Source organism: Paenibacillus sp. W2I17, from assembly GCF_030815985.1.
Taxonomy (GTDB): domain Bacteria; phylum Bacillota; class Bacilli; order Paenibacillales; family Paenibacillaceae; genus Paenibacillus.
Map to the genome: position 1 here is coordinate 476,211 of NZ_JAUSXM010000001.1, position 26,107 is coordinate 502,317.

At 41.6% G+C, this 26,107-nt stretch carries 25 protein-coding genes and 2 pseudogenes; 17 read left to right on the top strand and 10 right to left on the bottom strand.

The genetic code is table 11. The annotated features are described in order from the left end of the window. Positions 1-71: 71 nt before the first annotated feature. The 3 genes from QF041_RS02170 to QF041_RS02180 all read right to left on the bottom strand — a co-directional run bounded on the left by QF041_RS02170 (position 72) and on the right by QF041_RS02180 (position 1,577). On the bottom strand, positions 72-536 hold the full coding sequence (locus QF041_RS02170; protein WP_047843417.1) for a hypothetical protein: 465 nt from the start codon (positions 534-536) through the stop codon (positions 72-74). A gap of 334 nt (positions 537-870) precedes the next feature. After that, positions 871-1,131 carry a hypothetical protein gene (locus QF041_RS02175; RefSeq protein ID WP_307411345.1) on the bottom strand — a complete coding sequence of 87 codons (261 nt, stop codon included), beginning with the start codon at positions 1,129-1,131 and terminating at the stop codon, positions 871-873. A gap of 248 nt (positions 1,132-1,379) precedes the next feature. Then, complete coding sequence (locus QF041_RS02180; protein WP_307411348.1) at positions 1,380-1,577, bottom strand: hypothetical protein; 198 nt, start codon at positions 1,575-1,577, stop codon at positions 1,380-1,382. Positions 1,578-1,841: 264 nt separating this feature from the next. Between QF041_RS02180 and QF041_RS02185 the strand changes: the two genes are divergently transcribed. Further along, a complete protein-coding gene (locus QF041_RS02185; protein WP_307411350.1) occupies positions 1,842-2,183 on the top strand; it encodes a hypothetical protein in 342 nt (113 codons plus the stop codon). Between the two features lie 344 nt (positions 2,184-2,527). Here QF041_RS02185 and QF041_RS02190 read toward each other — a convergent pair whose 3' ends face one another. Further along, positions 2,528-3,340: a hypothetical protein gene (locus tag QF041_RS02190; protein ID WP_307411353.1), complete on the bottom strand. Its 813-nt coding sequence runs from the start codon at positions 3,338-3,340 to the stop codon at positions 2,528-2,530. Between the two features lie 150 nt (positions 3,341-3,490). Continuing rightward, positions 3,491-4,162 (bottom strand): SOS response-associated peptidase, encoded by a 672-nt coding sequence (locus QF041_RS02195; RefSeq protein ID WP_307416872.1) that lies wholly within the window; start codon positions 4,160-4,162, stop codon positions 3,491-3,493. Between the two features lie 209 nt (positions 4,163-4,371). Between QF041_RS02195 and QF041_RS02200 the strand changes: the two genes are divergently transcribed. Next, positions 4,372-5,412, top strand: coding sequence for a fibronectin type III domain-containing protein (locus QF041_RS02200; RefSeq protein WP_307411355.1), 1,041 nt, complete (start codon positions 4,372-4,374; stop codon positions 5,410-5,412). Positions 5,413-5,651: 239 nt separating this feature from the next. Here QF041_RS02200 and QF041_RS02210 read toward each other — a convergent pair whose 3' ends face one another. The 3 genes and pseudogenes from QF041_RS02210 to QF041_RS02220 form a co-directional block, all read right to left on the bottom strand. Next, positions 5,652-6,002 carry a hypothetical protein gene (locus tag QF041_RS02210; RefSeq protein ID WP_307411358.1) on the bottom strand — a complete coding sequence of 117 codons (351 nt, stop codon included), beginning with the start codon at positions 6,000-6,002 and terminating at the stop codon, positions 5,652-5,654. Further along, positions 5,995-6,177, bottom strand: a pseudogene (locus QF041_RS02215) (hypothetical protein); the annotation flags it as partial. The pseudogene QF041_RS02215 and the gene QF041_RS02210, both read right to left, overlap by 8 nt. A gap of 359 nt (positions 6,178-6,536) precedes the next feature. Then, positions 6,537-7,175 carry a bZIP transcription factor gene (locus QF041_RS02220; protein WP_307411363.1) on the bottom strand — a complete coding sequence of 213 codons (639 nt, stop codon included), beginning with the start codon at positions 7,173-7,175 and terminating at the stop codon, positions 6,537-6,539. A gap of 1,422 nt (positions 7,176-8,597) precedes the next feature. Between QF041_RS02220 and QF041_RS02225 the strand changes: the two genes are divergently transcribed. Beyond that, on the top strand, positions 8,598-9,899 hold the full coding sequence (locus tag QF041_RS02225; protein WP_307411366.1) for an aldehyde dehydrogenase: 1,302 nt from the start codon (positions 8,598-8,600) through the stop codon (positions 9,897-9,899). Positions 9,900-10,005: 106 nt separating this feature from the next. Here the strand turns inward: QF041_RS02225 and lexA are convergent, their stop codons facing one another. Next, positions 10,006-10,632: a transcriptional repressor LexA gene (gene lexA / locus QF041_RS02230; RefSeq protein WP_017688034.1), complete on the bottom strand. Its 627-nt coding sequence runs from the start codon at positions 10,630-10,632 to the stop codon at positions 10,006-10,008. Positions 10,633-10,928: 296 nt separating this feature from the next. On the opposite strand from lexA, the gene QF041_RS02235 reads away from it, so the two are divergent. The 8 genes and pseudogenes from QF041_RS02235 (at position 10,929) to QF041_RS02270 (ending at position 17,982) form a co-directional block, all read left to right on the top strand. Beyond that, positions 10,929-11,306: a LysM peptidoglycan-binding domain-containing protein gene (locus tag QF041_RS02235; protein ID WP_076210088.1), complete on the top strand. Its 378-nt coding sequence runs from the start codon at positions 10,929-10,931 to the stop codon at positions 11,304-11,306. A 95-nt stretch (positions 11,307-11,401) separates the two neighbouring features. Further along, positions 11,402-11,611, top strand: coding sequence for a DUF896 domain-containing protein (locus tag QF041_RS02240; RefSeq protein ID WP_017688036.1), 210 nt, complete (start codon positions 11,402-11,404; stop codon positions 11,609-11,611). A 125-nt stretch (positions 11,612-11,736) separates the two neighbouring features. Next, positions 11,737-12,246: a hypothetical protein gene (locus QF041_RS02245; RefSeq protein ID WP_017688037.1), complete on the top strand. Its 510-nt coding sequence runs from the start codon at positions 11,737-11,739 to the stop codon at positions 12,244-12,246. 44 nt (positions 12,247-12,290) lie between these two features. Beyond that, positions 12,291-13,067, top strand: a complete 777-nt coding sequence (locus tag QF041_RS02250) for an HAD family hydrolase (RefSeq protein WP_307416873.1) — start codon at positions 12,291-12,293, stop codon at positions 13,065-13,067. A 588-nt stretch (positions 13,068-13,655) separates the two neighbouring features. Further along, positions 13,656-14,586: pseudogene (locus QF041_RS02255) on the top strand (ABC transporter permease). 12 nt (positions 14,587-14,598) lie between these two features. Next, positions 14,599-15,471, top strand: coding sequence for a carbohydrate ABC transporter permease (locus QF041_RS02260; RefSeq protein WP_036613592.1), 873 nt, complete (start codon positions 14,599-14,601; stop codon positions 15,469-15,471). Between the two features lie 99 nt (positions 15,472-15,570). After that, entirely contained in the window at positions 15,571-17,205 is a 1,635-nt protein-coding gene (locus QF041_RS02265; RefSeq protein WP_307411369.1) for an ABC transporter substrate-binding protein, read from the top strand. Positions 17,206-17,307: 102 nt separating this feature from the next. Next, positions 17,308-17,982 carry a GntR family transcriptional regulator gene (locus tag QF041_RS02270; RefSeq protein WP_145322120.1) on the top strand — a complete coding sequence of 225 codons (675 nt, stop codon included), beginning with the start codon at positions 17,308-17,310 and terminating at the stop codon, positions 17,980-17,982. 96 nt (positions 17,983-18,078) lie between these two features. Here QF041_RS02270 and QF041_RS02275 read toward each other — a convergent pair whose 3' ends face one another. Beyond that, entirely contained in the window at positions 18,079-18,624 is a 546-nt protein-coding gene (locus QF041_RS02275) for a cupin domain-containing protein (protein WP_047843398.1), read from the bottom strand. Between the two features lie 179 nt (positions 18,625-18,803). Between QF041_RS02275 and metH the strand changes: the two genes are divergently transcribed. From metH to QF041_RS02305, 6 genes are all read left to right on the top strand, one after another. Next, the gene (gene metH, locus QF041_RS02280; protein ID WP_307411373.1) at positions 18,804-22,244 is read left to right on the top strand and encodes a methionine synthase; all 3,441 of its coding nucleotides are present in this window, start codon (positions 18,804-18,806) and stop codon (positions 22,242-22,244) included. 77 nt (positions 22,245-22,321) lie between these two features. Next, complete coding sequence (gene rnz / locus QF041_RS02285; RefSeq protein ID WP_307411376.1) at positions 22,322-23,260, top strand: ribonuclease Z; 939 nt, start codon at positions 22,322-22,324, stop codon at positions 23,258-23,260. 128 nt (positions 23,261-23,388) lie between these two features. Further along, the gene (locus tag QF041_RS02290; RefSeq protein ID WP_157116158.1) at positions 23,389-23,535 is read left to right on the top strand and encodes a hypothetical protein; all 147 of its coding nucleotides are present in this window, start codon (positions 23,389-23,391) and stop codon (positions 23,533-23,535) included. Between the two features lie 81 nt (positions 23,536-23,616). Beyond that, the gene (locus QF041_RS02295) at positions 23,617-24,426 is read left to right on the top strand and encodes a TIGR01457 family HAD-type hydrolase (RefSeq protein WP_307411379.1); all 810 of its coding nucleotides are present in this window, start codon (positions 23,617-23,619) and stop codon (positions 24,424-24,426) included. A gap of 6 nt (positions 24,427-24,432) precedes the next feature. Continuing rightward, positions 24,433-25,254, top strand: a complete 822-nt coding sequence (locus QF041_RS02300; protein ID WP_036613605.1) for an Fpg/Nei family DNA glycosylase — start codon at positions 24,433-24,435, stop codon at positions 25,252-25,254. Continuing rightward, positions 25,244-26,092 carry a deoxyribonuclease IV gene (locus QF041_RS02305; RefSeq protein ID WP_036613608.1) on the top strand — a complete coding sequence of 283 codons (849 nt, stop codon included), beginning with the start codon at positions 25,244-25,246 and terminating at the stop codon, positions 26,090-26,092. Before QF041_RS02300 ends, QF041_RS02305 begins: the two co-directional genes overlap by 11 nt. Positions 26,093-26,107: the final 15 nt, after the last annotated feature.

Below are 26,107 nucleotides of genomic sequence, written 5' to 3' on the forward strand. Positions count from 1 at the left end.
TCGTCAAAGTACTATAAATAAAATGGCTCCCCTGCAGATTAAGCGGGGGAGCTTTTTGATAAAATTAATTATCAGTTTTTAGTGAATTGAATTGTATAAGGTTGGTTGTAGTTGTTGATACCATTATCCATAATTCTGAAGTAAACCTTCTCACCAGGTTTAGCGCTCATACCAACTGCCTCAGCGTATCCTGGTCCATTCCAGTTATCCATTTGAATGGACAGTATCGCACCGCTTGCATCCTTTTTAATAATACCCATAATAATATCGAAATTAGGTGGTGGGGTAGCAATAACACTAAATGTGACAACAGAAGATCCATTTGTGTTGTCTACAACATAATAATCGTTATCACTCATGCTATCTAAATACTGTGTTGCGCTAAATCCGGAAGACTGGTTAACACTTGAGTACATCACTTCTGCTGTCTCAAAGGAATCAGCCCAACCAGTTTTAGCGAATGCAGAGCCGGAACCGAATGCTAATAAACAAGCAGTTGCCATAACAGAAATAGAGAATTTTCTTAATCTTTTCATATTCAAACCTCCTAAATATACTAGAACCAATAAAATAGAGATTCTGGTTTGTGTGATTATTTGAACTTAGATGTCGAATAGCCTCTCACATATGACGGTTGGCCAACCATGGTTAAATATACCATATATAATCTAATATTGTAAATGCTTAACATGTAAAATATTAGTTCCGTGAATACTATATTGGAAATTTTCAGCAATTAAGAACTCTATTAATAACAAAAGAAAAGGCGACAGGGATAACCTGCCACCTTTGTTTATTCAAATGTATTCAGTACATTGCTATGGCACGGAGTAGAGCTAGTAATCTTTTCATAATAGTCTCCTTTATAGATTACTTATCATTTGCGTCACTAGCGCTAAACATGATTCCAAGAACATCAGAACCGGTAAGAGTATAACGAACGCCATTAACCTCTGTGGATTCATCAATTGTTGTCCAATCTACACCTTCATCGATGACTCCCAAATCTTTCATAATATCGCCTACGGCTGATGTAGGTATGTCAGCGTTGGTTGCCAATATAACCAATCCAATACTTATAATAATATCTGCTCCAGAGGACAGAGTACCATTTCCTTGTCCAATCATCATTACATCACGTAATGATCCGTCTGATTTGTTTACTGAGCCGGCTATACCTATGTAATCTGTGGTGATATACTGGAATACATCTTGAGCTGGTCCAGTTTAGATGTTTAATTTCTTGCCAATTTTCAATTTGGAGTTATTAAGCTCATCTGCGCGTTTATTGAACGATTTACGAAATTCTTCCGGAGTCATTCCCAGAGTGCCTGGTATTTCTAAGTTCTTATCCTCTTGCTTTTTTACATTCTCTTTTGCTACCTTAACTTCCTCGGACTTAATAGCAGATTTTTCAGCAACACAGTTTCTGACTTGGTTTCAGCCGGAGCGGAAACTTCGGTTGCTGCAACTTCTTCTTTCTCAGTTTTCTCCTCATCTTTGTTGCCAAAGATACCTCCCACTATAATTACAACAATAAGCCAAAACCACCATTTTTTATGAATGTACTTTTTCAATCTTCTTTCTCCTGATATAGTAATAATTAACAACATGAATAGTCTATCAAGCCTAGGTAATATTTTCTATAAAATTTTGAATCATTTGATATAGTAGGAAAATTTTAATGAACCATACATACAAAGTACTATCCATTAATAAGATTGATGATAACTATATTCCGATCTCATATAACATATATGGGGTTTTATTTAATTTATTGACAATAATTATCTATTGGGAATTATATTATATTAATACATAAGAAAAGGAGACTTACTAATATGAAGAAATTTCTCGTATCATTATCATTAGGTGTACTCGTAGCAACTGGTTTGTCTGTGTCAGACAATTCTTCTTTTGCTACAAAGGTTGAAGCGAAAGAATTGGTTTACACTGTTAATTTGCAACCAAACGGAACTTATCAATTGGGTTATGGATCGGGATATAAATACAAAGTAATCACAAGCACAAGTTCAGATGGAACACCCGATATCACAGTGTCCTCCAGTGGGTTATTGAAATTAGCTTCTTCACCAATTAATGTTGGAGTGGCAGGGTATGTATATGTAATAGATAGATATGGTGATGTTATTGAAGAAGTAACAGTCCAAATTAAATACTAATTTGTAAAACCGCTGTACGCGACAACCTTTAAGGAAGCACCCCACCGAAAATACTCGTGGGGTGTTTTGCGTCTATCACAATAAAAGTGAACGGTGATAAAAATGAATCATACATACAAAGCACTATCCACAGACCTAGATTTCCTTACAGTAGCTTTAAACCAAATCCGTGTATACGTCTGGCATGTCCTAGGTGAACATGAATACATCATTGATTATGGAGGATCAGTAGAAGCGTATAGCACTGTATCCATTAAGATCATGGGGAAGAAATACTTTCGTAATACGTTTGAATTTAGGGTACAAAAATAGAGCAGGAGGGATAACCTCACTGCTTTTTCGTTTTAGTTGGTCGTATATTCACTTACTTCAAACGTCAATATCTTATCGAAGATCACGTAATCTGTACGCTTGCTGAATGGACCTTTGTTGTTGCTGTATTTGTTGATGGCAAATTTAGCTGGGCCAGTCCCTACATCACGAGCATCGTACCAGTTGAGGAATGCTTTTACATCACTCATTGGAAGATCAAATTCCTTCTCCAAACCAGTTGTCATGGTAACTACTAGTATTGCCCTACCTTCAGTCGGTTGCTCAGGTTCCGGAGTGGTTGGAACTTCAGGTTCTACATAATTAAAGTCCACTAAAGATCCATCGATATCGATTGCATCAAATCGATAATCGTAAACTACTACAGTTGACGAAGGAGTTTCGGTCCATATAATTACTTCATGGATACCATAGTCAAGATCCAACTTTTCATATGCAATTATTTGATGGCTCCAAGATTCCTTCCATGTAGAAAAATACTCGGTGTTACCATCAATACTTATTGCAACTTTCTTTGAATATGAATCTGACTTGTTTGTAATTAATCTGATTTTCGATCCTTCAAATTTAAATTTAATTTCACTTCTTTTCTTATGTTTTGCGCCTAAAACAGTTTTGTTGTAGTCACCAACTGTATCGGCGTTATTAAGCAATACCCAGTCATCATTAGAATAAACTAATTCAGGGGCCCTATCATCGAATCGCGTCCAGCCCTCTTCGGGTGCCTTAAGGACACTATCTACAGTTGCCGCATATGTACTTGTCGAGAAGCTTAATAGAAGAACTAAGGTAAATAATGTAGTAATAATCATTTTTAACTTTTGCATTGTGATCTCCTTATAATGTTTTTTTAATTACATAAGAATAAATTATTATTAGTTACATGTCTAAACAATTAAACCTATATATTCAAGTAAGTGTTAGATGTAATAAAAAAGCTTTACCGACCTTTCTAAGTCGATAAAGCTGATAACTTTCTATCCTATCTCTTTTAGCAATCCTTCATTGTTATTCCGCACATTACCGACTTCCTTCGGTACCTCGTATGCTCGCATCTCAGACACTTGATATGGCTTCAAAAGGCCAAGCAAAGACTGAACATCATCATTATCTCTTCCAAGCCACTCAGCCTCATCCTCAGATCGCAAGATGACCGGCATACGATTATGAATGTCTTCCATTAGGCTATTCGGTTCAGTTGTAATAATTGTGCATGTACTCAACTTGTTTCCGTCCGGATCTGTCCAGGTGTCGTATAGGCCAGCAAGTGAGATTAAGCGGTCATCTTTCATCAGGATGCGCATAGGTTGCTTTGCTGATCCATCTTTTCGCCACTCATAGAACCCGTTCGTCGGTATGATGCACCGCTTGGAACTGATCAAACGTTTAAAAGCTGGCTTTTCAGCGATCGTCTCAGCTCGTGCATTAATCATCTTGTTACCGATCTTGTCATCCTTGGCCCATGAAGGAACGAGTCCCCATCGGAGCGCACCCAATCTATTTCCGTCTTTGCTGCCGATGATCGTCGGAATGAACTGCATGGGTGCTGCATTGTAATTAGGTTTGTACTCAAAGCCATCTGCAATGGATGCATAGTACCTGTCCATAATTGCGTCAATGGGATCAGTAATTGTAAATCTTCCGCAAATAATAATGCCTCCTTTGAGACTCTATACTATGTAATTTTACTCAAATATTTAAGAATAGAAACGGGTAATTTGTGGAGATGCGCATCCAATATAAAATAAAAATGCAATAAATTAGCTGATATTTATAGATCAGCAAGTTTATGTTTAGACAGAGAGAATAATCAACTTTATGATAAGTGCATTAAAACTTTAATGAAAGGAATTAATTTATGAGCAGAAAAATATTGAAAACATGTTTGTTGGGATTTGTTTTGTTTTTATTGAGCTTAAATGTAGCATTCGCAGATGAAGGAGAATACTTAACTGTAGAGGGAATGCAGGGAGTATCCCCGCACAAGGATACAGTGATAACTGTAAGTGGTACATATAGTTCGAACTATGGAAAGAATTCTATTGATGGTAATTTAAATACTCTCTGGAATGCAGGGACTTATAAGGGGACTATTCAATATGTTTTTCCTGAGCCTATTAATTTAAGTTTTATTCAGATAGCCGCATATTCTAATCCTAAATCAAATAATTATTACACGATTTATGGTCTGAAAGATGGAAAATGGTCAGCGGTTAGTTCCAAGGTAAGTAGGTATGTGAATCTATCAGTTACAGTAACAGACCCGATTGAAATTACACCAGGTGAATATGATGGTATTAAAGTAGAAGTAGATGGTTCAGCTTCATGGGCTCATGTTAACGAACTTACCTTAGGCATAACTGAATCTACCAATCCTATTCAGTTTAATCTTCAAGCTACTGGGGGCAATACTCAGGTAGGTTTGAAGTGGGACGAAATTGCTTCTGCTGAAAGTTATACAATAAGATACGGCACTGAGTCAGGGAAGTATATAGAAACAGTAACAGCAACAAAAGATGAATATGGAAATTTCGTTATTCCCGGACTGACGAATGGGACTACGTACTACTTTGTTGTGAGTGCCGTTATTGATGGTGTTGAATCAGAATACTCCAATGAGGCATCTGCAACTCCTCAAGGGCCGGTCGTTGAACCAGAAGAGCCATCAGGTAACCGAGCGATTCTTGTCGTGACTATGACTATCGGTCTTGAGAAGGAATTCGATTTGAGCATGCAAGAGGTGAACAGCTTCATTGACTGGTATGAAACTAAACAAGCTGGAAGCGGAAAGGCATCTTACGCTATTGATAAGCACGATAATAACAAGGGACCATTCAAAAGTCGAAAGGACTACATCCTATTTGATCGAGTTTTGACGTTTGAAGTGAGCGAATACTAAGTAATCAATAAAAAAGGCTCCGCAATTCAATGCGGAGCCTTTTTTGCATTATCTCAGAAAATAAATTGATTAAACACGGGTATACGCAGCACGCCTGACTTTGTCCAGCTGCGCATTTTGACCCTGGCTTGTATACGTGGTTCCAGGTAAACGTTATTCTTGTCCTCTCCGGTCATGAGTTGTTGGCACACTCCACGGAATGCTTGCTTATGTTTTGGACTGCGACTCATTTGTGTCGATCAGTTCATATAAGTACGCTCAAACCATTCAACGGACTCAGTTAGACTCGCAATTCCTAATATGAAAAGACCTAAACCAAAAAGGAAACAGATAAGTATTGAATCACCTAATTCATTCATTTTACCGTAATGTTCACCACAGTATGGACAAATAATTGCAGTGTTTGAAATCGAGCGTCTACATGTTTTACAGGGTGTCATTGCCGGAGAATTTATACCTTTTAATTTTCTATAAATATTGACAAAACTCTTGATAATAAACATTACTGATAGCACAAAAATAAACAACGTCAATGCACCCAAACAAAAAACACCAAAGTAGTCACTAATTTGGTTAAGTTTTTCACTCATAAAAAAATTTATCCCCTTGCTCAAATATAAATTCTACTAATGTACCGTCTGGATATTCCTCCAACTGATTACCTACCCAGCTGCCGGCACCACAATTATCCGATGGACTTATGTATTCGATATCTCCACCTTCACCACCCTCGGCGCACATTTCCATAGGCAACTCGTCACGATCCTATCCTTTCTTAGAGTCAATACCTCTTAAATGGCAGATTGCGGTTTTGATCTGATAATTATAACACGCCTTTATACGAATAATCGGACAGACTCGGGGTTCTGCTTACTTCTATCAACACATTGTTTGGAGAAGCTTCAGAACTCCGTGAAAGTTGTTAGGATGAGTATGTAATATGTGTACCGACTAAGAATAAAATCACATAAAATGGTGTAAGGTGTTAATACTCTCTCCCATGAGTGCTACTATAAATGTATCTGGTCCAAATGACTGGGTATTTTTGTTGTCGATTAAAGAATGAACATTCTAATTTATGCGAAAAAATGGCCCTGCCAACAAATGTGTGGGAGGGCCTTTAATTATCTAATTGTATATTCAAAAGTATTGTCTTTTACCTTAATCAGAGCTTTTAACGGTTTATCACTATGAGCGACTTCGTTCGGTATCTCGGCTAGATAATATAACGTTGTAGTTTTTAGAGGATTGACACTAGTGATGTTGCTATAAGTAAAGTCTTCTCCTCCTTTTTCCTCAACAGTGCTGAATGTAGGGTAGTCATACTGATTATCATATATCAAGGTGACATTTGCTATTTCATCTGCATCAATGCCAGTAGTATATAAATTTTTAGCTTTTACAGTGAGTGCAAAATATGTAGAATCTTCTTCCTTTGATTCGTAGTACGTGTAGAAATTACCTGGTTTTGAAGGTTCAATCTTTTTAGAAAACTTTTGTTTAGAGACTGAAAGCTCCGCATATCCGTCTATCGTTACTGTATCACCTTTTTTTATTGTAGTTGCAGTAATTTCTTGTTCCTCATTGACAGAATCTGTTGTTATTTCATCTTTTGACTCTTCTGTTGGTTCTGTTTGCGACACAGTGGACTCCACTTCATTTGCGACGACTCCATCACTTTTTAAATCGGCATTAGGTTGAGGTGAGCAAGCTGCAAGTGTTAAAAATGCGGTAATAAGCAAAATTCCTGGTACTATTTTCATATTACTAATAATCCTCCTATTAATATTCTTATTACATAGTCTATCAGACCTAGGTAAATGTTTCTATATATAATTGCAGATATCTCTGAATTTAATGTTAAAAACGAACTTATATTCTCACATAGTATTGGTGAGGTGATTGATATGTTAATGGATTATTAAAGAGAGGTCCTCCGGATCTTAGATAAGTACAAAGGTGGACGGCGTAGGTTTCCTGCTATACATGAGATTATAGCCGAAACGGGTAAACATAAGACGAACGTCATGGCTGCTCTTGACGCTCTTGTGGGAGCGGAAAACTATACATTTGGAAGATGGTCTGAAATAGCCAACAAAGTGATCTTAGAAGGCTGGGGGGGGGGGGGAGAACGTCCTAAGGTAGACCGCACACGAACTTCTGGGAACATCGATTTTTGGGCTAATATTGAGGGTACACCATGCGTAGCAGAATGAAAGATAACGGATTGTGAGACATCCAGGTTGATTATGGCTGAACACAGAGAGCCGTGGCAACCCTGATTTGGACGATCAGGAAACACAGCGGACCAGTTAGGTACTAGTTGGCTCTTATAATAGTAGTAGACGGTTTATTTGGAATTATTTAACTCTCTCTTTGAAGAGCCGATTTCAGGAGTAGTTGTGGGATTAGACTTTGTACGGTGTGAAATAAAGTTGATGTTAGAGGGTGAGTTCCGCTCGATTTCTTTAGCCGAAATTATCTCTGTTAATTAAAGGGATTGTATCGCTTAGGAATTGCGAGCTTATAATTTATAATATTTGTATAAGTTTAATATTTTGTTTAGGAGATTTTCTATTTATCCAGCGCCATAATTTATTGCTTTTAATGTCAGAGTAGTAATGCAATCAAAATGAGTATTTGAAATGAGTTTCTTCATTATAATAAGAAAAAAAGGCACCCACTAATGTCCCCTGAATTCTTCTTCACCAGCCCACATTTCTGTGTTTACTTGTAACCAAGGCTTACATTTATATAACAAAACACGTTTGTTCGTCGATTTAGATAATGGTAAACCGTAAAACTCTCTTTTCATTAATAAAAGGGGAGTATTTTTGTATGGTAACTAAACCTCTCCATCTGATGAATTGTATCACTTCATGTTTGTTTTAGCGCAAAACGATTGTCATTTATCTACTAACTTATTAAGGAGAAACTGAGATTAGAATTCTTTCTACAGTGCATTAAACTGTCTGAAGCAAAAGATTTTAATCAAGTTTCCTTAGCAATTCTAATAGCCACGAATAGGAGGGAATACTAGCTTTCACTCATTTAAAATTCCAACCATCGTTCAAATACATACAAATGGATGTTTCATTTGTATGTTGAAAGTTTCATATAGAAGAGGTATACTTTAATTTAATTTTTAGCAATTTAATTTTAAATAATTAATTGGAGATGTTAATATGGATCAGGCAAAACAACTTGTGACAGAACAACGTACATTTTTTTATACAGGACAAACTAAAAATATCGAGTATCGAATTAATGCGCTTCAACAGCTTAGAAAGGGAATTGAAAAGTATCAGCAACGGATTCAAGATGCACTTCGGGCAGATTTGAACAAATCTGAGGCGGAAGCTTACGGTTCCGAGATTCGCATTGTTCTGGGTGAACTGGATTTTGCATTAGAACATCTGCAGGAATGGGCTGCACCAAAACAAGTCCCAACCAATTCGGCTATGCCGGATGGGGTGAGTACCATTTACCCTGAACCATACGGAGTGGCTCTTATTATTGCACCTTGGAACTATCCTTTCCAACTGGCCTTTGGTCCACTGATTGGAGCAATTGCAGCCGGTAACTGTGCAGTTATCAAGCCTTCTGAATTAACACCAGCTGTATCTCGTCTGACGTATGATCTGATTCAGGAGATCTTCCCTCAGGAGTATATTGCGGTAATGGAAGGAGAAGTTGAGGCTAGTACAGCATTGTTGAAAGAGAAGTTTGATTATATTTTCTTCACTGGCAGCACGGGTGTTGGTCGCATTGTTATGAAGGCAGCTGCGGAGCATCTGACTCCTGTAACTCTTGAGTTGGGTGGTAAGAGTCCTGCTATTGTGCACAGTGATGCAGATCTGAAGCTGGTGGCTCAGCGTATTGTTCGTGGTAAGTTCCTGAATGCAGGGCAAACTTGCGTTGCTCCGGATTACTTGCTTGTGCATGAACAAGTTCATGATGAATTGATCAATCTGATTGGCGCAGAGATCAAAGATAAATTTGGGGATGATGTGTTACTGAACGCTGATTTTCCCCATATTGTCAATGCACGTAACTTTGATCGGTTGTCGGGATTCCTCACAGATGGCAAAACGCTAATTGGTGGGCGTTCTGTACGTGAGCAGTTTCTTATTGAGCCGACGATAATTGGTGATGTGAACTGGGAATCAGCTGTCATGCAAGAAGAGATCTTCGGTCCGATTCTTCCTGTATTTACGTACAGTGACCTGAACCCAATGCTGGATGAGATTGTTCGCCGGCCAAAACCATTGGCGCTATATCTCTTCACACAGGATGAGCAACTGCAGGATCAGGTTCTGAATCAAGTATCCTTCGGTGGGGGATGTATTAATGACACACTTTCTCATATGACTTCACACTATCTCCCGTTTGGTGGTGTAGGAGAGAGCGGTATGGGCTCATATCACGGAAAACAGAGCTATGATGTGTTCTCGCATCACAAGAGTGTTCTGAAACGCAGTGAATAATTAGCCGCAAAAATAACATTAACATGAAAAAAAAGAGGTTGTCCTGTTGATCAGGACAACCTCTTTCGTATTTCATTACATCTAGTTTTGTTACTCAAGTTAAATATTAATGAATATCTCGGAAAAGGCCAATGACTTTACCCAGAATACTAACATGTTTCAAACGTAAAGGTTCGAAGGTCGCATTCTCCGGTTGAAGGCGAATATGATCTTTCTCTTTATAGAACGTTTTCACTGTAGCTTCATCGTCTTCAGTCATTGCAACGACGATATCACCGTTATCAGCAGTTTGCTGTTGACGGACAATAACGTAATCTCCATTAACGATTCCAGCTTCCACCATACTATCTCCCACTACTGAAAGCATAAACACTTTTTGTTCGCCTACATAATGTGTAGGAAGAGGGAAGTAGTCTTCAATGTTCTCGGTTGCAGTGATTGGAACCCCGGCTGTAACCTTACCAACAACAGGAATACGTGCAACGCTATGAGCAAATTGATGAGAATGCTCAGATTCTTCCTGGCTCAAAAGCTCAATGGCTCTTGGCTTGGTAGGGTCGCGTCGGATCAAACCTTTTTTCTCCAAACGATCCAAATGTCCATGTACTGTTGAGCTGGAAGCCAGTCCAACAGCTTCACCAATTTCCCGTACGGAAGGAGGATACCCCTTCAACCGGACTTCATTTCGTATAAACTCCAGAATAGCCTGCTGCCTGCTGGATATCTTCGACATACCGTATCAACCCCATTTTAGTAACGTTTGGGAAAATTATAACATAGAACCTCCGTTCGTACAAACATAAGTTCTAAATAAAATAGCATTAAATCAGTGTTTTTTAACTTATAGAACAGAAATTGTCCAAAAGTCAGAGCATAATACTGCAAATGCTTTGCAAAAGGAAGCGAAATAAGATATTTCTCCTTCAAAAAAGAAGCGAACAATTGTTCTAAAAATCTATTGAACAAAACAAGTGTTCGTGTTATATTGATTTCAACAGATAGGAACAAACGTTTGGAGGCGGGTGTTTAATGAGATATTCTACTTATCAAAGCATTTATGAACCAATGAATTCGGAACTGGTGAAGTCTAACATAGGGAACTACAAGAAGGTTTTAGCGCGTTTCAAGATTTCTTCATGGATGTTAAAGGTAGCCATTACCTCTATGATTATATTTATTGGATGCAGCACCGTCTTAACTGTATTTGCCGGCAATGAGAATGATGTTCTGCCTGGAGGAAAGATAGCTGTTTCACAAGGGGAAACATTATGGAGTATTTCTTTGGAACATAAACCGACAAATATGGATACACGTATTTATATAGAAGCAATTAAGAAAGTGAATCAACTTCATACAACTTCCATCCAAGTGGGACAAGTACTAGCTCTACCGCAATTTGCAGAATAAAATGCACATCAATGAGTGTTAGCGCGTGTCAGCTTGACAAGCAGCCTTTATAATGGCAAAGTTAATATGACTTTGTATTTTTGGAGGGGACAAGCTTGGATATAGATAGTCTGGTAGCACGTATTAACGAATTGGCTCGTAAGCAAAAGTCCACTGGATTGTCGGAGGAAGAACTTGCTGAACGTGCCGAGCTAAGAGAGATTTATTTGAGTAATATTCGCAGTAATTTCAGACAACAACTGGATACCATTGAGATTGTTGATGATGAGAATGACAAAGGCCACCAAGGCAAACTCAAACACTAACGAAACCTAATGATATCATTATGATATTTAGGTTTCTTCCTGTTATTTTGAGTGTGCAATTTATAGGGGGAAATGTTGGTTTACAGTTATGTAAGCCGATACAAAGACACATAAGGGGGATTCTCATGTCGCGTTCGTTCGAGAGAACGGTTAAGAAAAATTCCAAGCAGTTAAATCAGCAACGCAAAAAAAGTGGTCAACCAATCACAGGTACACCAGGTGAAGAAGTCTTTAAGGGACGCAGCCTTTTGTTCCCTATATTTTTGATTGGTCTCGCCTTTTTGTATCTGTTTATGAGCACGTTCCTTGTGCAAGCTCCGATGACAACCTGGGACTGGGTGACCATGCTGCTTTACGTATTTTTGGCAGTCATCTTCATGCTTCGTCGTCCATACATCAAAATTAGCAGTAATCGGATTATAACGACGAAGGGTAATCGTGAACGTTCAATTGGGGTTGATGATATTGTCAAATTCAGAATTGAACCAGGTACAGTTGTTATCGAACATAACAGTCGCGGGAAAAGATGGGTGTTTACCAAGTTATTGAACCGTTACGATACTGATGCGATTGCAGAACGTTTGCTGAAGTTTGCAAAAGCACACCAGATCACCGTGGAAACCGTCGAAAAGTAATTATTGCATAAAGGGGTAGATGATCGGAATGGCGTTAAAAAGCGATTTTGTTCGACCTGGATGATACTTTATTGTGGGATGAGCGTAGTGTTCGAGAAGCTTTTCATGAGACTTGTCTAATCGCAGCGCAAGAGACTGGGGTCAAACCAGAAGAACTTGAAGAAGCTGTTCGTAATGAGGCACGTGGACTGTATGAATCATATGAAACCTTTCCTTTCACTAAAATGATTGGAATCAATCCGTTTGAAGGCCTTTGGGCTAACTTTACTGGTGGGGATCAACCTGAGTTCCGTCAGTTGGAACAGCTTGCTCCAGTTTACCGTAAAGAATCCTGGCGTCGTGGCTTGTTGAAGTTGGGTATAGATCGGGAAGATCTTGCTGAACAACTGGCCACGCAGTTTGGAGTAGAACGGAGATCCAGACCTCATGTATACGAAGAAACGATGGATACCTTGCGTCAGTTACAAGGAAAGTACAAACTGTTGTTGTTAACGAACGGTTGTCCTGCTTTGCAACAAGAGAAATTGGATGGTGTACCTGAATTAACTCCTTTCTTTGATGAGATTATTATCTCTGGTAACTTCGGAAAAGGAAAACCAGATCCATCGATATTTGAACATGCTTTGAGTAAACTGGGTGTTAAACCCGAAGAGAGCATGATGGTTGGGGACAAGTTAACGACTGATATTCGTGGTGCTTTATCATCTGGCATCCAATCCGTATGGATTAACCGTGAGCATAAGACCAACAATGAAACGTATGCGCCTGACCACGAAATAACGCATTTATCTGAACTGGATCAGCTTATTGCTAATTTCTGAGCGGATCAGCTATAACATCTTTCCTCAGCACCCTGAAACATTGGAAGCTTCAAAGAACGATGATGTCGTTCTTGAAGTTACCAATGTTTTTTTATTTGAGCTTGTTGACTAAATTACCTTGTTAAATGAGATCTCCATTTTTTTTGCTAAAAGTTATTGAAATTAGAGGGAAGCTGGATTAGAATATAACTAACATACTAGTATGACTAGTATTTAGATTGTCCTAAAGCAATTTCTTTTTGACTTACTTCATTAAATGGAAGCAGGGAGTTATTGCTTATTATTTTCGATTGATTGTAAGCGCTTAATATTTTGAAAAAGCTTCTTTCGATTTGGAGATCACACCACTTAGTAAGTGCTAATTAATGATGTGAAGCACCTTGGATTGTGTGATTCTACATAACACATCAAAATGATATCGCTTACATTTAGCATTTATCTATTTCGTAGTGGGGGTGAAGTTGAAGGATTTGTTGTCTTCTACAAGAGGAGAAACGATGGGAAATGTACATGAATTACTCTTACTTATCAAGTCCTGGATCGGAGTGAAAACACATGGAGTCGGAAACCGCTAAAACAACGTTAACCATGACATCTTTACGTAAAGAGAGCAGATTACGAACGGCAGCAACCTTGTTCCGCAAAGACTGGCAGCTGTATTCACTATTAATCCTTCCCATCATTTATCTCCTTATTTTCAAATATGGGCCGATGATTAGGTAATGTGATTGCGTTCAGACGTTTTGTTCCCGGGGGAAGTATATTTGGAGAAACGTGGGTTGGATTAAGGTACTTCAAAATGTTCATTGAGGACCCCACCTTCTGGAGAGTATTCGGTAATACGCTGATGTTGGGCGGACTTGCGTTACTCTTTACATTCCCGGTTCCAATCATTTTTGCCTTGATGCTTAACGAAGTGAAGAGTAAACGATTCAAAAAGTTTGTACAGACCGCGTCTTATCTGCCTCATTTTCTGTCCATCGTTATCGTTGCGGGTATGATCCTGCAGCTGACAGCAGTGAATGGTTCCATTAATGGACTGGTGGCTTTCTTCACCGGAGACAATATTCCTTTTATGCAGCGGGCTGAGTGGTTCAGAACAATCTATATCACTTCTGAGGTATGGCAGGGTATGGGTTGGGGAGCGATTCTGTATCTGGCTGCACTGACAACCATTGATGATTCTTTGTATGAAGCTGCGCGTATCGATGGTGCCAATCGGTGGAAGCAAACGATTCATGTAACGTTACCAGGGATCTTGCCAACGATTGTGACGTTATTGATTTTGAACATGGGTAATTTCCTGGCAGTTGGATTTGAAAAAATCTTACTCTTGTACAATCCGCTTATCTACGAAACATCTGATGTGATCTCCACTTACCTGTATCGGGTTGGACTGGAATCCAGTAACTTCAGTTATGCTACCGCAATTGGCTTGTTCGAATCGCTGATCGGTCTGATTCTGGTGTTCTCCGTAAATGCCATCTCACGCAGACTGACACAAAGAAGCTTATGGTAAAGGAGGAGCATCATGCAGGAATCCAGATCTTACAAGGTATTTAAAGTATTCAATGTCATCTTTCTGCTGTTCGTGGTATTTATAACACTCTATCCATTCTTAAATGTCGTGGCACAATCCTTCAGTAGTGAGTCCTATATTAATTCCGGTAAGGTTAGTTTGTTCCCAAGAGGATTCAATGTGGAGACATACAAGACCATCTCGCGTGACAGCATGTTCTGGACCAATTATAAAAATACGATTATCTACACTGTGGTAGGTACGTTAATCTCCATGTTTATGACGACTATTTTCGCCTATGCCCTGTCCAAAAAGAGGTTGATGGGTCGCAAGTTTTTGACGATGTTCGCTGTATTCACGATGTTCTTCAGTGGTGGATTGATTCCAAACTATGTGTTGATTAATTCCCTTGGGTTCAACAACACCATGTGGGCACTTGTTGTTCCTGGCGCAATTAGCATATACAACATGCTGATCATGAAGTCATTTTTTGAAAATATGCCTGAAGAACTGGAGGAAGCTGCCTCCATTGACGGTTTGAACACATATGGGATCTTGTTACGCATTATATTGCCGCTTAGTAAAGCAGTTATGGCAACCATGGTGCTGTTCTACGCAGTAGGTCATTGGAATTCCTGGTTCCCAGCCTTTCTGTATCTGGACAAAAAAGAACTGTTCCCGGTCACCATTTATTTGCGCAATATGATTGCAGGAGCGACAAGCGGGGCATCTGCCGGCGCAACCTCAGCTGATAACTTGACACAGATTGCTGCCAATATTAAGTCAGTAACGATGGTATTAACCATCTTGCCGATACTCACCATCTATCCATTTGTCCAAAGATACTTTGTAACCGGTATCATGTTAGGGTCTGTTAAACAGTAATACGTAGCAGCTAGAGTGATTCACATGATTACTTTTAGAGATTGATTAAAAAGTTTTAAGGCAAGGTCAACCTAAACTAAATTCAGGGGGATAACCTAAATGAATCAAAAGCCACGTAAGTTTGTTGGTAAAATGGTGTTGGCAACAATGATGACCGTTGTTCTGGCAGCATGTAGCAGCGGTACCGGAGCTGGAGGTGACGTCACAGAAGTTCAAACCAAGGCAGCGATGGAGACGTACAATGTAGGGGATACATTCAAGGCGACTGAGCCGTTTAATCTATCGATACTGTATAGTGATCAACCTACCTATCCGTACAAAAAAGACTGGTTGCTTTTCGAAAAGATGACTGAAATGACTGGTGTTACACTTGAGCCAACGATTGTTCCTATGAGTGACTATTCTCAGAAGAGATCTCTTCTAATCAGTTCTGGTGATGCACCGCTGGTTATTCCAAAGACCTATCCTGGTGAAGAATCTGCTTTTGTATCTTCCGGTGCGATTCTGCCCGTTAGTGATTATATTGATTTGATGCCCAACTTCAAGGATAAAGTGGAAAAATGGGGATTGGAAGAAGAAATCGAAGGACTTCGACAGGAAGATGGCAAGTATTATGTACTCCCGGGTCTGCATGAAGAAGTATGGCCAGATTATACATTAATCGTAAGAACAGATGTTTTTGAAGAAAATAACATTGCTATCCCAACCACATGGGATGAATTGTATGACGCTGCAAAGAAACTCAAAGAGCTGTACCCGGATTCCGTTCCGTTCTCGGACCGATTCCAATTTAATAGCACATTAGGTATTGCGGCTACCGGTTTTGGTACCAAGGCTGGATGGGGTTTTGGTAACGGATTGACGTATAAGGAAGATCAGGATGAATTTGTGTACACGGCTACAACACCAGAATACAAAGAGATGCTAACGTACTTTAACAAGTTGGTATCCGAAGGATTGCTGGACAAAGAAAGTTTCACACAGGATGATGATCAGGCTGTACAGAAATTTGTATCCGGCAAATCATTCATGATTAATGGTAATTCCCAAACGGTGGTGCTGCACCGAAATGATATGAACAAAACGCTGGGAGAAGGTAAATACTCAGTTGCAAAGATTACAGTACCTGGTGGACCAAAAGGGCAATTAATGTCCGGCTCCAGACTTGAAAACGGTGTCATGATATCCGGAAAAATTCAAAAAAGCGAAAACTTCAAAGCCATTATGCAATTTGTGGATTGGTTATACTACAGCGATGAGGGTCAAGAGTTTGCCAAATGGGGCGTTGAAGGCGAAACATTTACCAAAGAGGGCGGAAAACGTAAATTGGTAGAAGATGTGAACTACAATGGCTTGAATCCTAAAGGCACGAAGGATCTGCGTATTGACTTTGGTTTCTCTGGTGGAGTATTTGCCTACGGTGGTACGACAGATCTGCTGCAATCGATGTTTAGTGAAGAAGAGTTGAAATTCCAGCAAGACATGAAGGATACCAAAGAAGTTATCCCGGCAGAACCACCAATTCCTTACTCTTCTGAGGATCGTGAACGGGTGACACTTCTTAGTACACCACTGAAAGACTATTCGGATCAAAATACACTTAAATTTATCTTGGGTGAGCGGGACTTGTCTGAATTCGATACATTTGCCAAAGAGCTGGAGAGTCAAGGATTATCCAATTATCTGAAGCTGGCAAATGATACGTACAAAGCCTACAAAGAAAACAAGCAATAATATAGTTGATGCTGGCCAGATTACCGTTTCACACCGATATATAAGTGGAACGGTAATTTGTGCTAAGATGAATGAATACGGCTGATAGAAAGAGGTCTAGGCATGTCACTTAATCAAAAAATTAGAGGCTCAACCCGGGCATATTCATATAACCTGTTAAAAGAACGAATTCTTCACCTGGAACTTAAGCCGGGTACCAAGATTTCAGAGAAAGAGATTGCAGATGAACTACAGGTGAGCAGAACACCCGTTAGAGAAGCATTCATGAAGCTTGCTGAAGAAGAACTGCTGGACATTATTCCCCAGAGTGGAACGATCGTCTCTCATATTAATCTGGAGCATGTGGAAGAAGGCAGGTTTATGCGGGAGAAGATGGAGAAGGAAATCGTGACTTTGGCTTGTGTTTCTTTTCCTGAAGAGTTCAGATTTCGACTTGAAACCAACATTGCAATGCAGGAAGTCTGTATAGGGAAAAACAATTTCTATCGACTTTTTGAACTGGATGAAGAGTTTCATCAGATTTTGTTCCAGGGCACGGGTAAGCTGAGAACATGGAAAATGTTGCAACAGCTGAATATTCCGTTTAATCGGTTGCGTTTATTACGTCTAGCGGAGGACTCCAACCTGGAGGTCATTATCTCCCAGCACAAAGAGATTTATCGTCTTATCACAGAGCGTAAGACCGAGCAAGCTGTTCAGGTGATGGAAGCTCATCTTAGACTAGTTGTTATTGAACAGGAATCGATAAAGGCGAAATACCCACATTATTTTATATAATGCACCGATATTGGATAATACTCTCCATATGCATATGCGAAAACCCCTGTTCAATTGAACAGGGGTTTTGGTTAAGTAAGTCGTAACACGAGAGTGTTAGGCTTGTTTGATAAATGTAGGATCAGGGTATGGATCTGCAATCCAGCCATCTTTTTCGATGAACAGACGTACAGCAATAATTTGTTTGTTCTCCATTAAAGTGAAGAAGTGCGGTGTATTCTCAGGTACAGAGATAACGTCTCCAGGAGACAATTCTACATTAAAGTAGCCTACATCATCTGTAGCTTTGATAACAAAGATTCCTTTACCAGCGACAATTGCACGAATCTCATCTTCAGCGTGGGTGTGGATCTCTTCGAACTTGGCCAGCTTTTCTTCGATATCTGGTGTTTGTTCGGACAGCGTGATGACATCCCAGATCTGGTATCCGCGACGTGCAGCCAAATCTCTGATTTCATAATCGTAAGTTTCCAAAACCTCAGTTTTCTGTTCATCAGTTAATCCAAAGTTATTTTGCAGATCAGTGTTCAGTTTGGATGCGTCCCACTTCTCATATAATACTTCGTATTTGTTTAAGAAATTTCGAACATTTTCGTCACCAGTGATGCGTTCGTTCGTATTTCGGATAACAATTTCAGCCATGTTCTTTCCCTCTTTTCCACTTGGTTTAATTGAATTATATCGGATTGCTTTGTTTTTGTCGATTCTCAAATTCCGTTCATATTCGTGCAAACCCGCCATCTTTCGGGACCAAACCCGATCTTTCACATTAAGTTAGTTTCTGTTAAACTAAGATTTAACGTTTTGCGGGGGTGAAGATATTGGATAAGATTAGTCTACACGATGCATTAAAACAACGAATATTAATCCTCGACGGTGCAATGGGGACCATGATTCAACAAGTTGATCTGACTGGCGAAGATTTTGGCGGCGAAGATTTGGATGGATGTAATGAAATGTTAGTGCTTACTCGTCCAGAGCTGATCCAGCGCATTCATGAAGAATATCTGGAGGCTGGCGCCGATTTAATTGAAACCAATACATTTGGTGCTACATCCGTTGTGCTTGCTGAGTACGATATTCAGGATCGGGCACGTGAGATCAACCTGGAAGCAGCCAGAATTGCGAAAGCTGCGGTTGATCGTTTCTCTACACCGGAATCTCCACGTTATGTGGTAGGAGCGATGGGACCAACAACCAAAACACTGTCTGTAACTGGGGGAGTAACGTTCCAGGAACTTATCGACAGTTATTTGGAGCAAGCGCTTGCTTTAATAGAGGGAGGCGTTGATGCGCTACTACTCGAAACCTCACAGGATACCCTCAATGTAAAAGCAGGCAGCATTGGAATTCAGCAGGCCTTCGAACAGAGTGGTATTACACTGCCCCTGATGATATCAGGAACGATAGAACCAATGGGAACGACCCTTGCGGGTCAGAACATCGAATCCTTTTATATATCCTTAGAACACCTTAACCCAATTTCGGTAGGACTAAACTGTGCTACAGGTCCTGAGTTCATGCGTGATCACATTCGCTCGCTTTCTGGAATGGCATCGGTTGCCGTTAGTTGTTACCCGAACGCGGGTCTTCCGGATGAGAATGGTAATTACCATGAGTCACCAGACTCGCTTGCTCAGAAGATTGGTGCTTTTGCCGAACAGGGTTGGTTGAATATTGCTGGTGGATGTTGCGGGACAACCCCTGCACATATTCGGGCGATGCGCGACACACTTGCCCAGTATCCCCCAAGAGAAATGAACGGAACACATCCACCGGCATTGTCTGGTATTGAACCGATCTACATCGAACAGGACAATCGCCCATATATGGTCGGAGAGCGTACGAATGTGCTGGGATCACGGAAATTCAAACGCCTCATTGTAGAAGGCAAATATGAAGAAGCTTCCGAAATTGCTCGTGCTCAAGTGAAAAATGGAGCGCACATTGTTGACGTGTGTGTACAAGATCCGGACCGTGAAGAGTCTGAAGACATGGTGAAGTTCCTTGAACTGGTTGTGAAAAAAGTTAAGGTTCCTCTGATGATCGATACGACAGATGCTTCAGTAATTGATCTGGCCCTTCAGTACTCACAAGGTAAAGCGATAATTAACTCCATTAACCTTGAGGATGGCGAAGAGAAATTTGAGCTGATTACGCCGTTGCTTCATAAATATGGTGGTGCGGTTGTTGTCGGAACGATTGACGAACGGGGTCAGGCGATTAGTCGGGAAGACAAGCTTGACGTAGCTAAGCGCTCTTACGATTTGCTGGTGAACAAATATGGACTCAAACCAGAAGACCTGATTTTTGATACGTTGGTGTTCCCAGTTGGTACCGGAGATGAACAGTACATCGGTTCAGCCAAAGAAACCATTGAAGGTATAAGAGTTATTAAGGAAGCGATGCCTGAATGTCATACGATACTCGGGATCAGTAACATTTCATTCGGACTGCCTGAAGCAGGTCGTGAAGTGCTGAACTCTGTATTTTTGTATGAGTGTACCAAAGCAGGTCTCGATTATGCCATCGTGAACACTGAGAAACTGGAGCGTTATGCATCCATTCCGGAAGAAGAACGTAGACTCTCGGAAGAGCTTTTATACAACACAAATGATGAAACACTCGCGGCGTTCGTAGCGGCGTTCCGTAACAAGAAGGTTGAGAAGAAGGAAAAAATCTCAAACCTTTCATTAGAAGAGCGTCTCGCTTCATATGTTGTGGAAGGAAGCAAAGAAGGATTGCTGCCGGATCTGGAGCAGGCACTTGCCAAATACACAGCACTTCAAGTGATTAACGGTCCACTGATGCGGGGGATGGAGGAAGTGGGTCGTCTCTTTAACAACAATGAGTTGATTGTAGCTGAGGTGTTGCAGAGTGCGGAGGTTATGAAGGCTTCTGTAGCATATCTGGAGCAATTCATGGAGAAGAACGAGACTTCGGTTAAAGGCAAGATCATTCTGGCCACTGTTAAAGGCGATGTGCATGACATCGGGAAGAACCTGGTTGAGATCATCCTGTCCAATAACGGTTACCAGATCATTAATTTGGGTATAAAAGTACCACCAGAACGTATCATTGAGGCATACCGAGAAGAAAAAGTCGATGCGATCGGTCTCTCGGGTCTATTGGTGAAATCAGCGCAACAGATGATTCTTACCGCTCAGGATTTGCGAACAGCAGGTATTGATGTGCCTATTATGGTTGGCGGAGCGGCGCTAACACGTAAATTCACCAAAAATCGTATCCGTCCTGAATATAACGGAATGGTTGTATATGCGAAAGATGCGATGGACGGTCTGGATTTGGCGAACAAATTGATGAATCCCGTTTCACGTGAAGTGATGCAACTGGAGATGGAAGCAGAAAAAGAAGCTGATGCTTCAGGTGCTGTAGCTGTTCAGACTCTTCCAGAGCTTACGCGTGTGGAACGTTCGGATATTGCTGTAGATAACCCGGTTCTTGTCCCGCCTGATCTGGAGCGTCATACGATGCGTAACTACCCATTATCACATATCCTGCCATACGTGAACATGCAGATGTTACTTGGACATCATCTGGGGTTGCGCGGTTCAGTAGAACAACTGCTTGCTTCAGGTGATAAGAAGGCTACCGACCTCAAAGCAGTTGTAGATAATATCATGCAAGAAGCTGTTCGTGACGGGATTATTCAGGCACATGCCATGTATCGTTTCTTCCCTGCTCAGTCCAGTGGTAACAGCATCATCATCTATGATCCAAAGGACACCAGCAATATTTTGCATACATTTACGTTCCCACGTCAAAAAGTCGAGCCGTTCCTGTGCCTGTCCGACTTCCTGAAGCCTGTTGAATCCGGTCAGATGGATTACGTTGGTTTCATGGTTGTTACGGCCGGACACGGTGTACGTGAACTATCCACTGCGTGGAAAGATCAAGGGGATTACCTTCGCTCGCATGCTCTGCAATCCGTAGCGCTTGAAGTAGCAGAGGGATTAGCTGAACGTGTGCATCATATGATGAGAGATATCTGGGGATTCCCGGATTCTGCCCAGATGACCATGAAGCAACGTCACGGTGCACGTTATCAAGGGATCAGGGTATCTTTTGGATATCCGGCTTGTCCGGATCTGGAAGACCAGGGGCCGCTGTTCAAGTTGCTGCAGCCTGAGGATATCGGTGTAGAATTGACGGAAGGTTTCATGATGGAACCTGAAGCTTCCGTATCAGCGATGGTATTCAGCCATCCGCAAGCTAAGTATTTTAATGTAGAGAAGGCATAAATTCAGTAGAGTGTCAGGCAAAGCCCTCCGCATTGTCGGAGGTTTTTTGCTGGCAACAGAAAGAGGTGCGATCCAGAATGGAACTATATTTCCTGGGAACTAATGCTGGTGTACCTACGCTTCAACGGAATGTAACTTCCATTGGGCTACGCATGTTGGATGAGCGCAGAGCTTTGTGGTTGTTTGACTGCGGGGAAGGAACGCAGCACCAGATTTTAAGTTCTCCGCTTAAACTGAGCAAATTGGAGAAAATATTCATTACTCACCTGCATGGGGATCATGTATTTGGACTTCCAGGACTGCTTTCGAGTAGAGCCTATCAAGGTGGCACCACATCATTAACCGTATATGGTCCGCCAGGTACGGAACGAATGATCAGTACAACAATGGAGCTTAGCCAATCCCGGGTTAACTATGATTTGAATATCGTGGAACATACGGGCGGCGTCCTGTTCGAGGATGACAGTTTTATCGTGGAAGCGGCTTTGCTTGAGCATCGGATTGACAGCTATGGATACCGGATTACGGAAAAAGATCGTCCAGGAAGCCTGGACCCAGCCAAACTGGCGGAATACGGTTTGAAACCAGGCCCATTGTTCGGCCGGCTCAAACGTGGAGAAACCATTACGCTGGATAACGGTGATTCGCTTCGTCCAGAAGATGTATTGGGAGCGCCAAAACGAGGCATGGTGATCACCATATTAGGTGATACACGTCCATGTGACAACGTACAGCCACTTTCCATCAATGCAGATGTGCTTGTGCATGAAGCTACATTCATGCATGATCTGGCCGATACAGCGCATGAGTACTATCATAGTACTTCTAAGCAAGCGGCAGAAGCGGCTAGAGAAGCCAATGTAGGGCAACTAATCATGACTCACTTCAGTTCACGCTATAAGGATGAGGATCAACTTCAGCCACTTTTGGAAGAGGCGCAGTCCGTATTCCCGAATACCAGACTTGCAAACGAACACCAGCTTATTCCTGTTGTGCATCGCAAGCAAGAATCTTAACCCTGATTGCGAACCAGTGGACGGCTAAACACGTCATATAAAGATCCGGGTAATTGCACGGGACTGAGGGAGAGGAACTCCCGCGGTCCCTTTTGCAATCTGGTCAGAAAGCGTGTAGGATGGGCAATATGAAGAGGGAAATGATTCAAATTATTTTCCGGGAAAGCGCAGGAAATGACAAGCTTGTACAGAAGACGCGCGAGTTAAACCGTCGGTGTTCGATCCGGTTCGACTTGTTGCGTGCATATGCCAGCAAGCCATTATTTTTTGCCTGAATACATAGGTTCGCGGTCAAGTTCGAGGTAAATGATTAAGGACATGAAACGTTAATGGAATGAAGAAAGGAAGTGCTGTGTGTGATTAAGGCCTATCTGATTGACTTGGATGGTACGCTCTATCATGGCAGACATCGTATCGAAGGAGCCGATCAGCTTATTCGAACACTGCAAGAGCTAGGAAAGCCGTATTTATTCGTAACAAATAATTCTTCCCGTACACCACAAGGTGTGGCAGATCATCTGAACGGGATGGGCATACCTACCGACGCGTCTCAAGTATGTACTTCTGCTGTGGCAGCTGCTGAATATGTTGCTGAAGAGTCCCCGGGTGCAAAAGTGGCATGTATTGGAGAAGCAGGACTGCTGGAAGCCATAGAAAAAGCAGGACTACAGCTGACGGAAGATGCACCAGATTACGTGATACAGGGGATTGATCGTGAATTTTCCTATCATAAACTGACCAAGGCGCTAAGGTGGATTAATGCGGGATCAAAATTCATCATGACCAACCCGGATCTGCAGCTTCCTTCCGATGATGGACTGACACCTGGGGCGGGGACTATTGGAGCAGCAATTGAAGCAGCAACCGGAGTTCATCCTACAGTCATAGGCAAGCCATCGAGTGTTATAATGAAGTCGGCCATTAGCCGGCTAAACCTGGCGTCTCATGAAGTGGCAGTGATCGGAGATAATATGCGAACCGATATTGCAGCTGGAGTGGCAGCAGGGTGTGAGACGCTGTTGGTACTTACCGGTGTGACAACACGGGATAATATGGATGGACACATTCAAGCAGCGAAGGCTCGACCTGATCATGTGTTTGAAGATTTGCATAAATTGATGGAGTGGCTGTCGCAAGAGGCAGACCAAGCTTCCAAAAAGGGGTAATGTACGATGCCGGAACTGCCGGAAATGGAAAATTACCGGACCTTGCTGTCCGAGGAAATACTTGATCTACTGATTACAGGTGTTGTAATTAACCGCGATAAAACGATAAATACGGAGCCTGATCTGTTTATCAATGAACTTACAGGTAATCGCATCATATTTGTTGAGCGCCGAGCGAAGCATCTGATTTTCCACTTGGCTAATGGCAAACGCCTGGTGCTGCACCTCATGTTGGGCGGTATGATTTTCTGGGGCACGGAAGAAGAACGTCCTGATCGTTCCACACAAGTGGAAATTCAGTTTGGCGATCACATTTTATTCTTTATCGGACTGCGCTTGGGTTATTTACATCTGCTTACTTCGAAAGAAACCGAAGAGGCGATGTCTGATCTTGGACCTGAACCTTTGGATCGACGGATGAATGTGGAACGTTTTGCTTCTCTGTTGAAAGGTCGCCGGGGTACGCTCAAGACAACGTTGGTAAACCAACATATTATTGCGGGGATTGGCAATTGTTATTCGGATGAGATTGCTTTTGCTGCCGGTCTGAGACCAAGCTCCAAAACGCAGAACATCGCGGCTTCACCTGAGCTGACGGAGCGTTTGTTCCATTCGATGCAGTCCGTGTTGCGTGAAGCAGCTTCTGAGGGCGGTTATATGGAAATGCCGCTGATGCAAGGGGATACGAAGACAGGAAGTTTTGACGAGCAATGTCGCGTGTACGATCGGGAAGGCGAGACTTGTCCGCGCTGCGGGGGAACGATTGAACGAGTGGAAATTACGGGCAAGAAGGCGTTCTTCTGTCCGAAATGCCAGCATGAGGCCTAAAACCGGTATCGGGGCACATGTCAGCACCAGAGGCGGATTTCTTCAGGCAGCCAAGAGAGCGTATGAGATGGGGGCAACGGCGTTTCAGTATTTTCCGAAGAACCCGCGTAGTCTCAGCCTGAAAAGTCTGGACCTCAAGGATGCTGAGCAGTGCAGGGATTGGTGTGAACAGCAGGGACTTGCTTCGATTGCACATTCACCCTATCCCACGAATCCGGCGTTGGGCATGACCCGTGGAGAGGCGGGCTTTCATGCTACAATAGCTTCTATTCGCAATGATCTTGAAATTTCGAATGCTTGCGGTTCTGTTGGGACGGTGGTCCATTTTGGACATATCAAAACAAACGATCCGCTGGAGGGTTATCAGAACCTCATTCATTGTCTGGATACCGCCTTGGAGAATTGGAATGGACACTCAAAGGTGCTGATTGAAAATCAGGCAGGTGATCATGGCCCGATGGGCACGACAATGGAAGAAATGATACAGATTCGCAAATTAAGCCGTTATCCGGAGCATATTGCTTTTTGTTTTGACACATGCCATGCTTTTGCTTCAGGTTTGTGGTCGTCAGGCAACGAAGCGGCGATGCTCGATAAGGGCAGGATGCTCGGGTATTGGGATAATGTTGCTGCTGTCCATTTTAATGATTCCAAATATGCGTCTGGTTTGTGTAAGGATAGACATGCGAGGATCGGACAGGGATATATCGGCAATGAATCAATGAAAGCATTGTTAAAGGCGCCTGAGTTCCAAAATGCGGTTGTTGTGCTCGAGACAGAAACGGGCGAAGATGGAACGCACCGTGATGATATAGCGCTCATGCGTTCCTGGTTATAATGGGGAGAGGAGCGA

Coding starts and splice junctions, on each gene's coding strand:
- QF041_RS02220 (WP_307411363.1), bottom strand. CDS start 7,175: ATGAAAATAGTACCAGGAATTTTGCTTATTACCGCATTTTTAACACTT.
- QF041_RS02190 (WP_307411353.1), bottom strand. CDS start 3,340: ATGCAAAAGTTAAAAATGATTATTACTACATTATTTACCTTAGTTCTT.
- QF041_RS02185 (WP_307411350.1), top strand. CDS start 1,842: ATGAAGAAATTTCTCGTATCATTATCATTAGGTGTACTCGTAGCAACT.
- QF041_RS02245 (WP_017688037.1), top strand. CDS start 11,737: ATGTCGCGTTCGTTCGAGAGAACGGTTAAGAAAAATTCCAAGCAGTTA.
- QF041_RS02235 (WP_076210088.1), top strand. CDS start 10,929: ATGAGATATTCTACTTATCAAAGCATTTATGAACCAATGAATTCGGAA.
- QF041_RS02265 (WP_307411369.1), top strand. CDS start 15,571: ATGAATCAAAAGCCACGTAAGTTTGTTGGTAAAATGGTGTTGGCAACA.
- QF041_RS02210 (WP_307411358.1), bottom strand. CDS start 6,002: ATGAGTGAAAAACTTAACCAAATTAGTGACTACTTTGGTGTTTTTTGT.
- QF041_RS02275 (WP_047843398.1), bottom strand. CDS start 18,624: ATGGCTGAAATTGTTATCCGAAATACGAACGAACGCATCACTGGTGAC.
- QF041_RS02290 (WP_157116158.1), top strand. CDS start 23,389: ATGAAGAGGGAAATGATTCAAATTATTTTCCGGGAAAGCGCAGGAAAT.
- QF041_RS02170 (WP_047843417.1), bottom strand. CDS start 536: ATGAAAAGATTAAGAAAATTCTCTATTTCTGTTATGGCAACTGCTTGT.
- QF041_RS02225 (WP_307411366.1), top strand. CDS start 8,598: ATGGATCAGGCAAAACAACTTGTGACAGAACAACGTACATTTTTTTAT.
- rnz (WP_307411376.1), top strand. CDS start 22,322: ATGGAACTATATTTCCTGGGAACTAATGCTGGTGTACCTACGCTTCAA.
- QF041_RS02270 (WP_145322120.1), top strand. CDS start 17,308: ATGTCACTTAATCAAAAAATTAGAGGCTCAACCCGGGCATATTCATAT.
- QF041_RS02175 (WP_307411345.1), bottom strand. CDS start 1,131: ATGATGATTGGACAAGGAAATGGTACTCTGTCCTCTGGAGCAGATATT.
- QF041_RS02260 (WP_036613592.1), top strand. CDS start 14,599: ATGCAGGAATCCAGATCTTACAAGGTATTTAAAGTATTCAATGTCATC.
- QF041_RS02300 (WP_036613605.1), top strand. CDS start 24,433: ATGCCGGAACTGCCGGAAATGGAAAATTACCGGACCTTGCTGTCCGAG.
- lexA (WP_017688034.1), bottom strand. CDS start 10,632: ATGTCGAAGATATCCAGCAGGCAGCAGGCTATTCTGGAGTTTATACGA.
- QF041_RS02305 (WP_036613608.1), top strand. CDS start 25,244: ATGAGGCCTAAAACCGGTATCGGGGCACATGTCAGCACCAGAGGCGGA.
- QF041_RS02200 (WP_307411355.1), top strand. CDS start 4,372: ATGAGCAGAAAAATATTGAAAACATGTTTGTTGGGATTTGTTTTGTTT.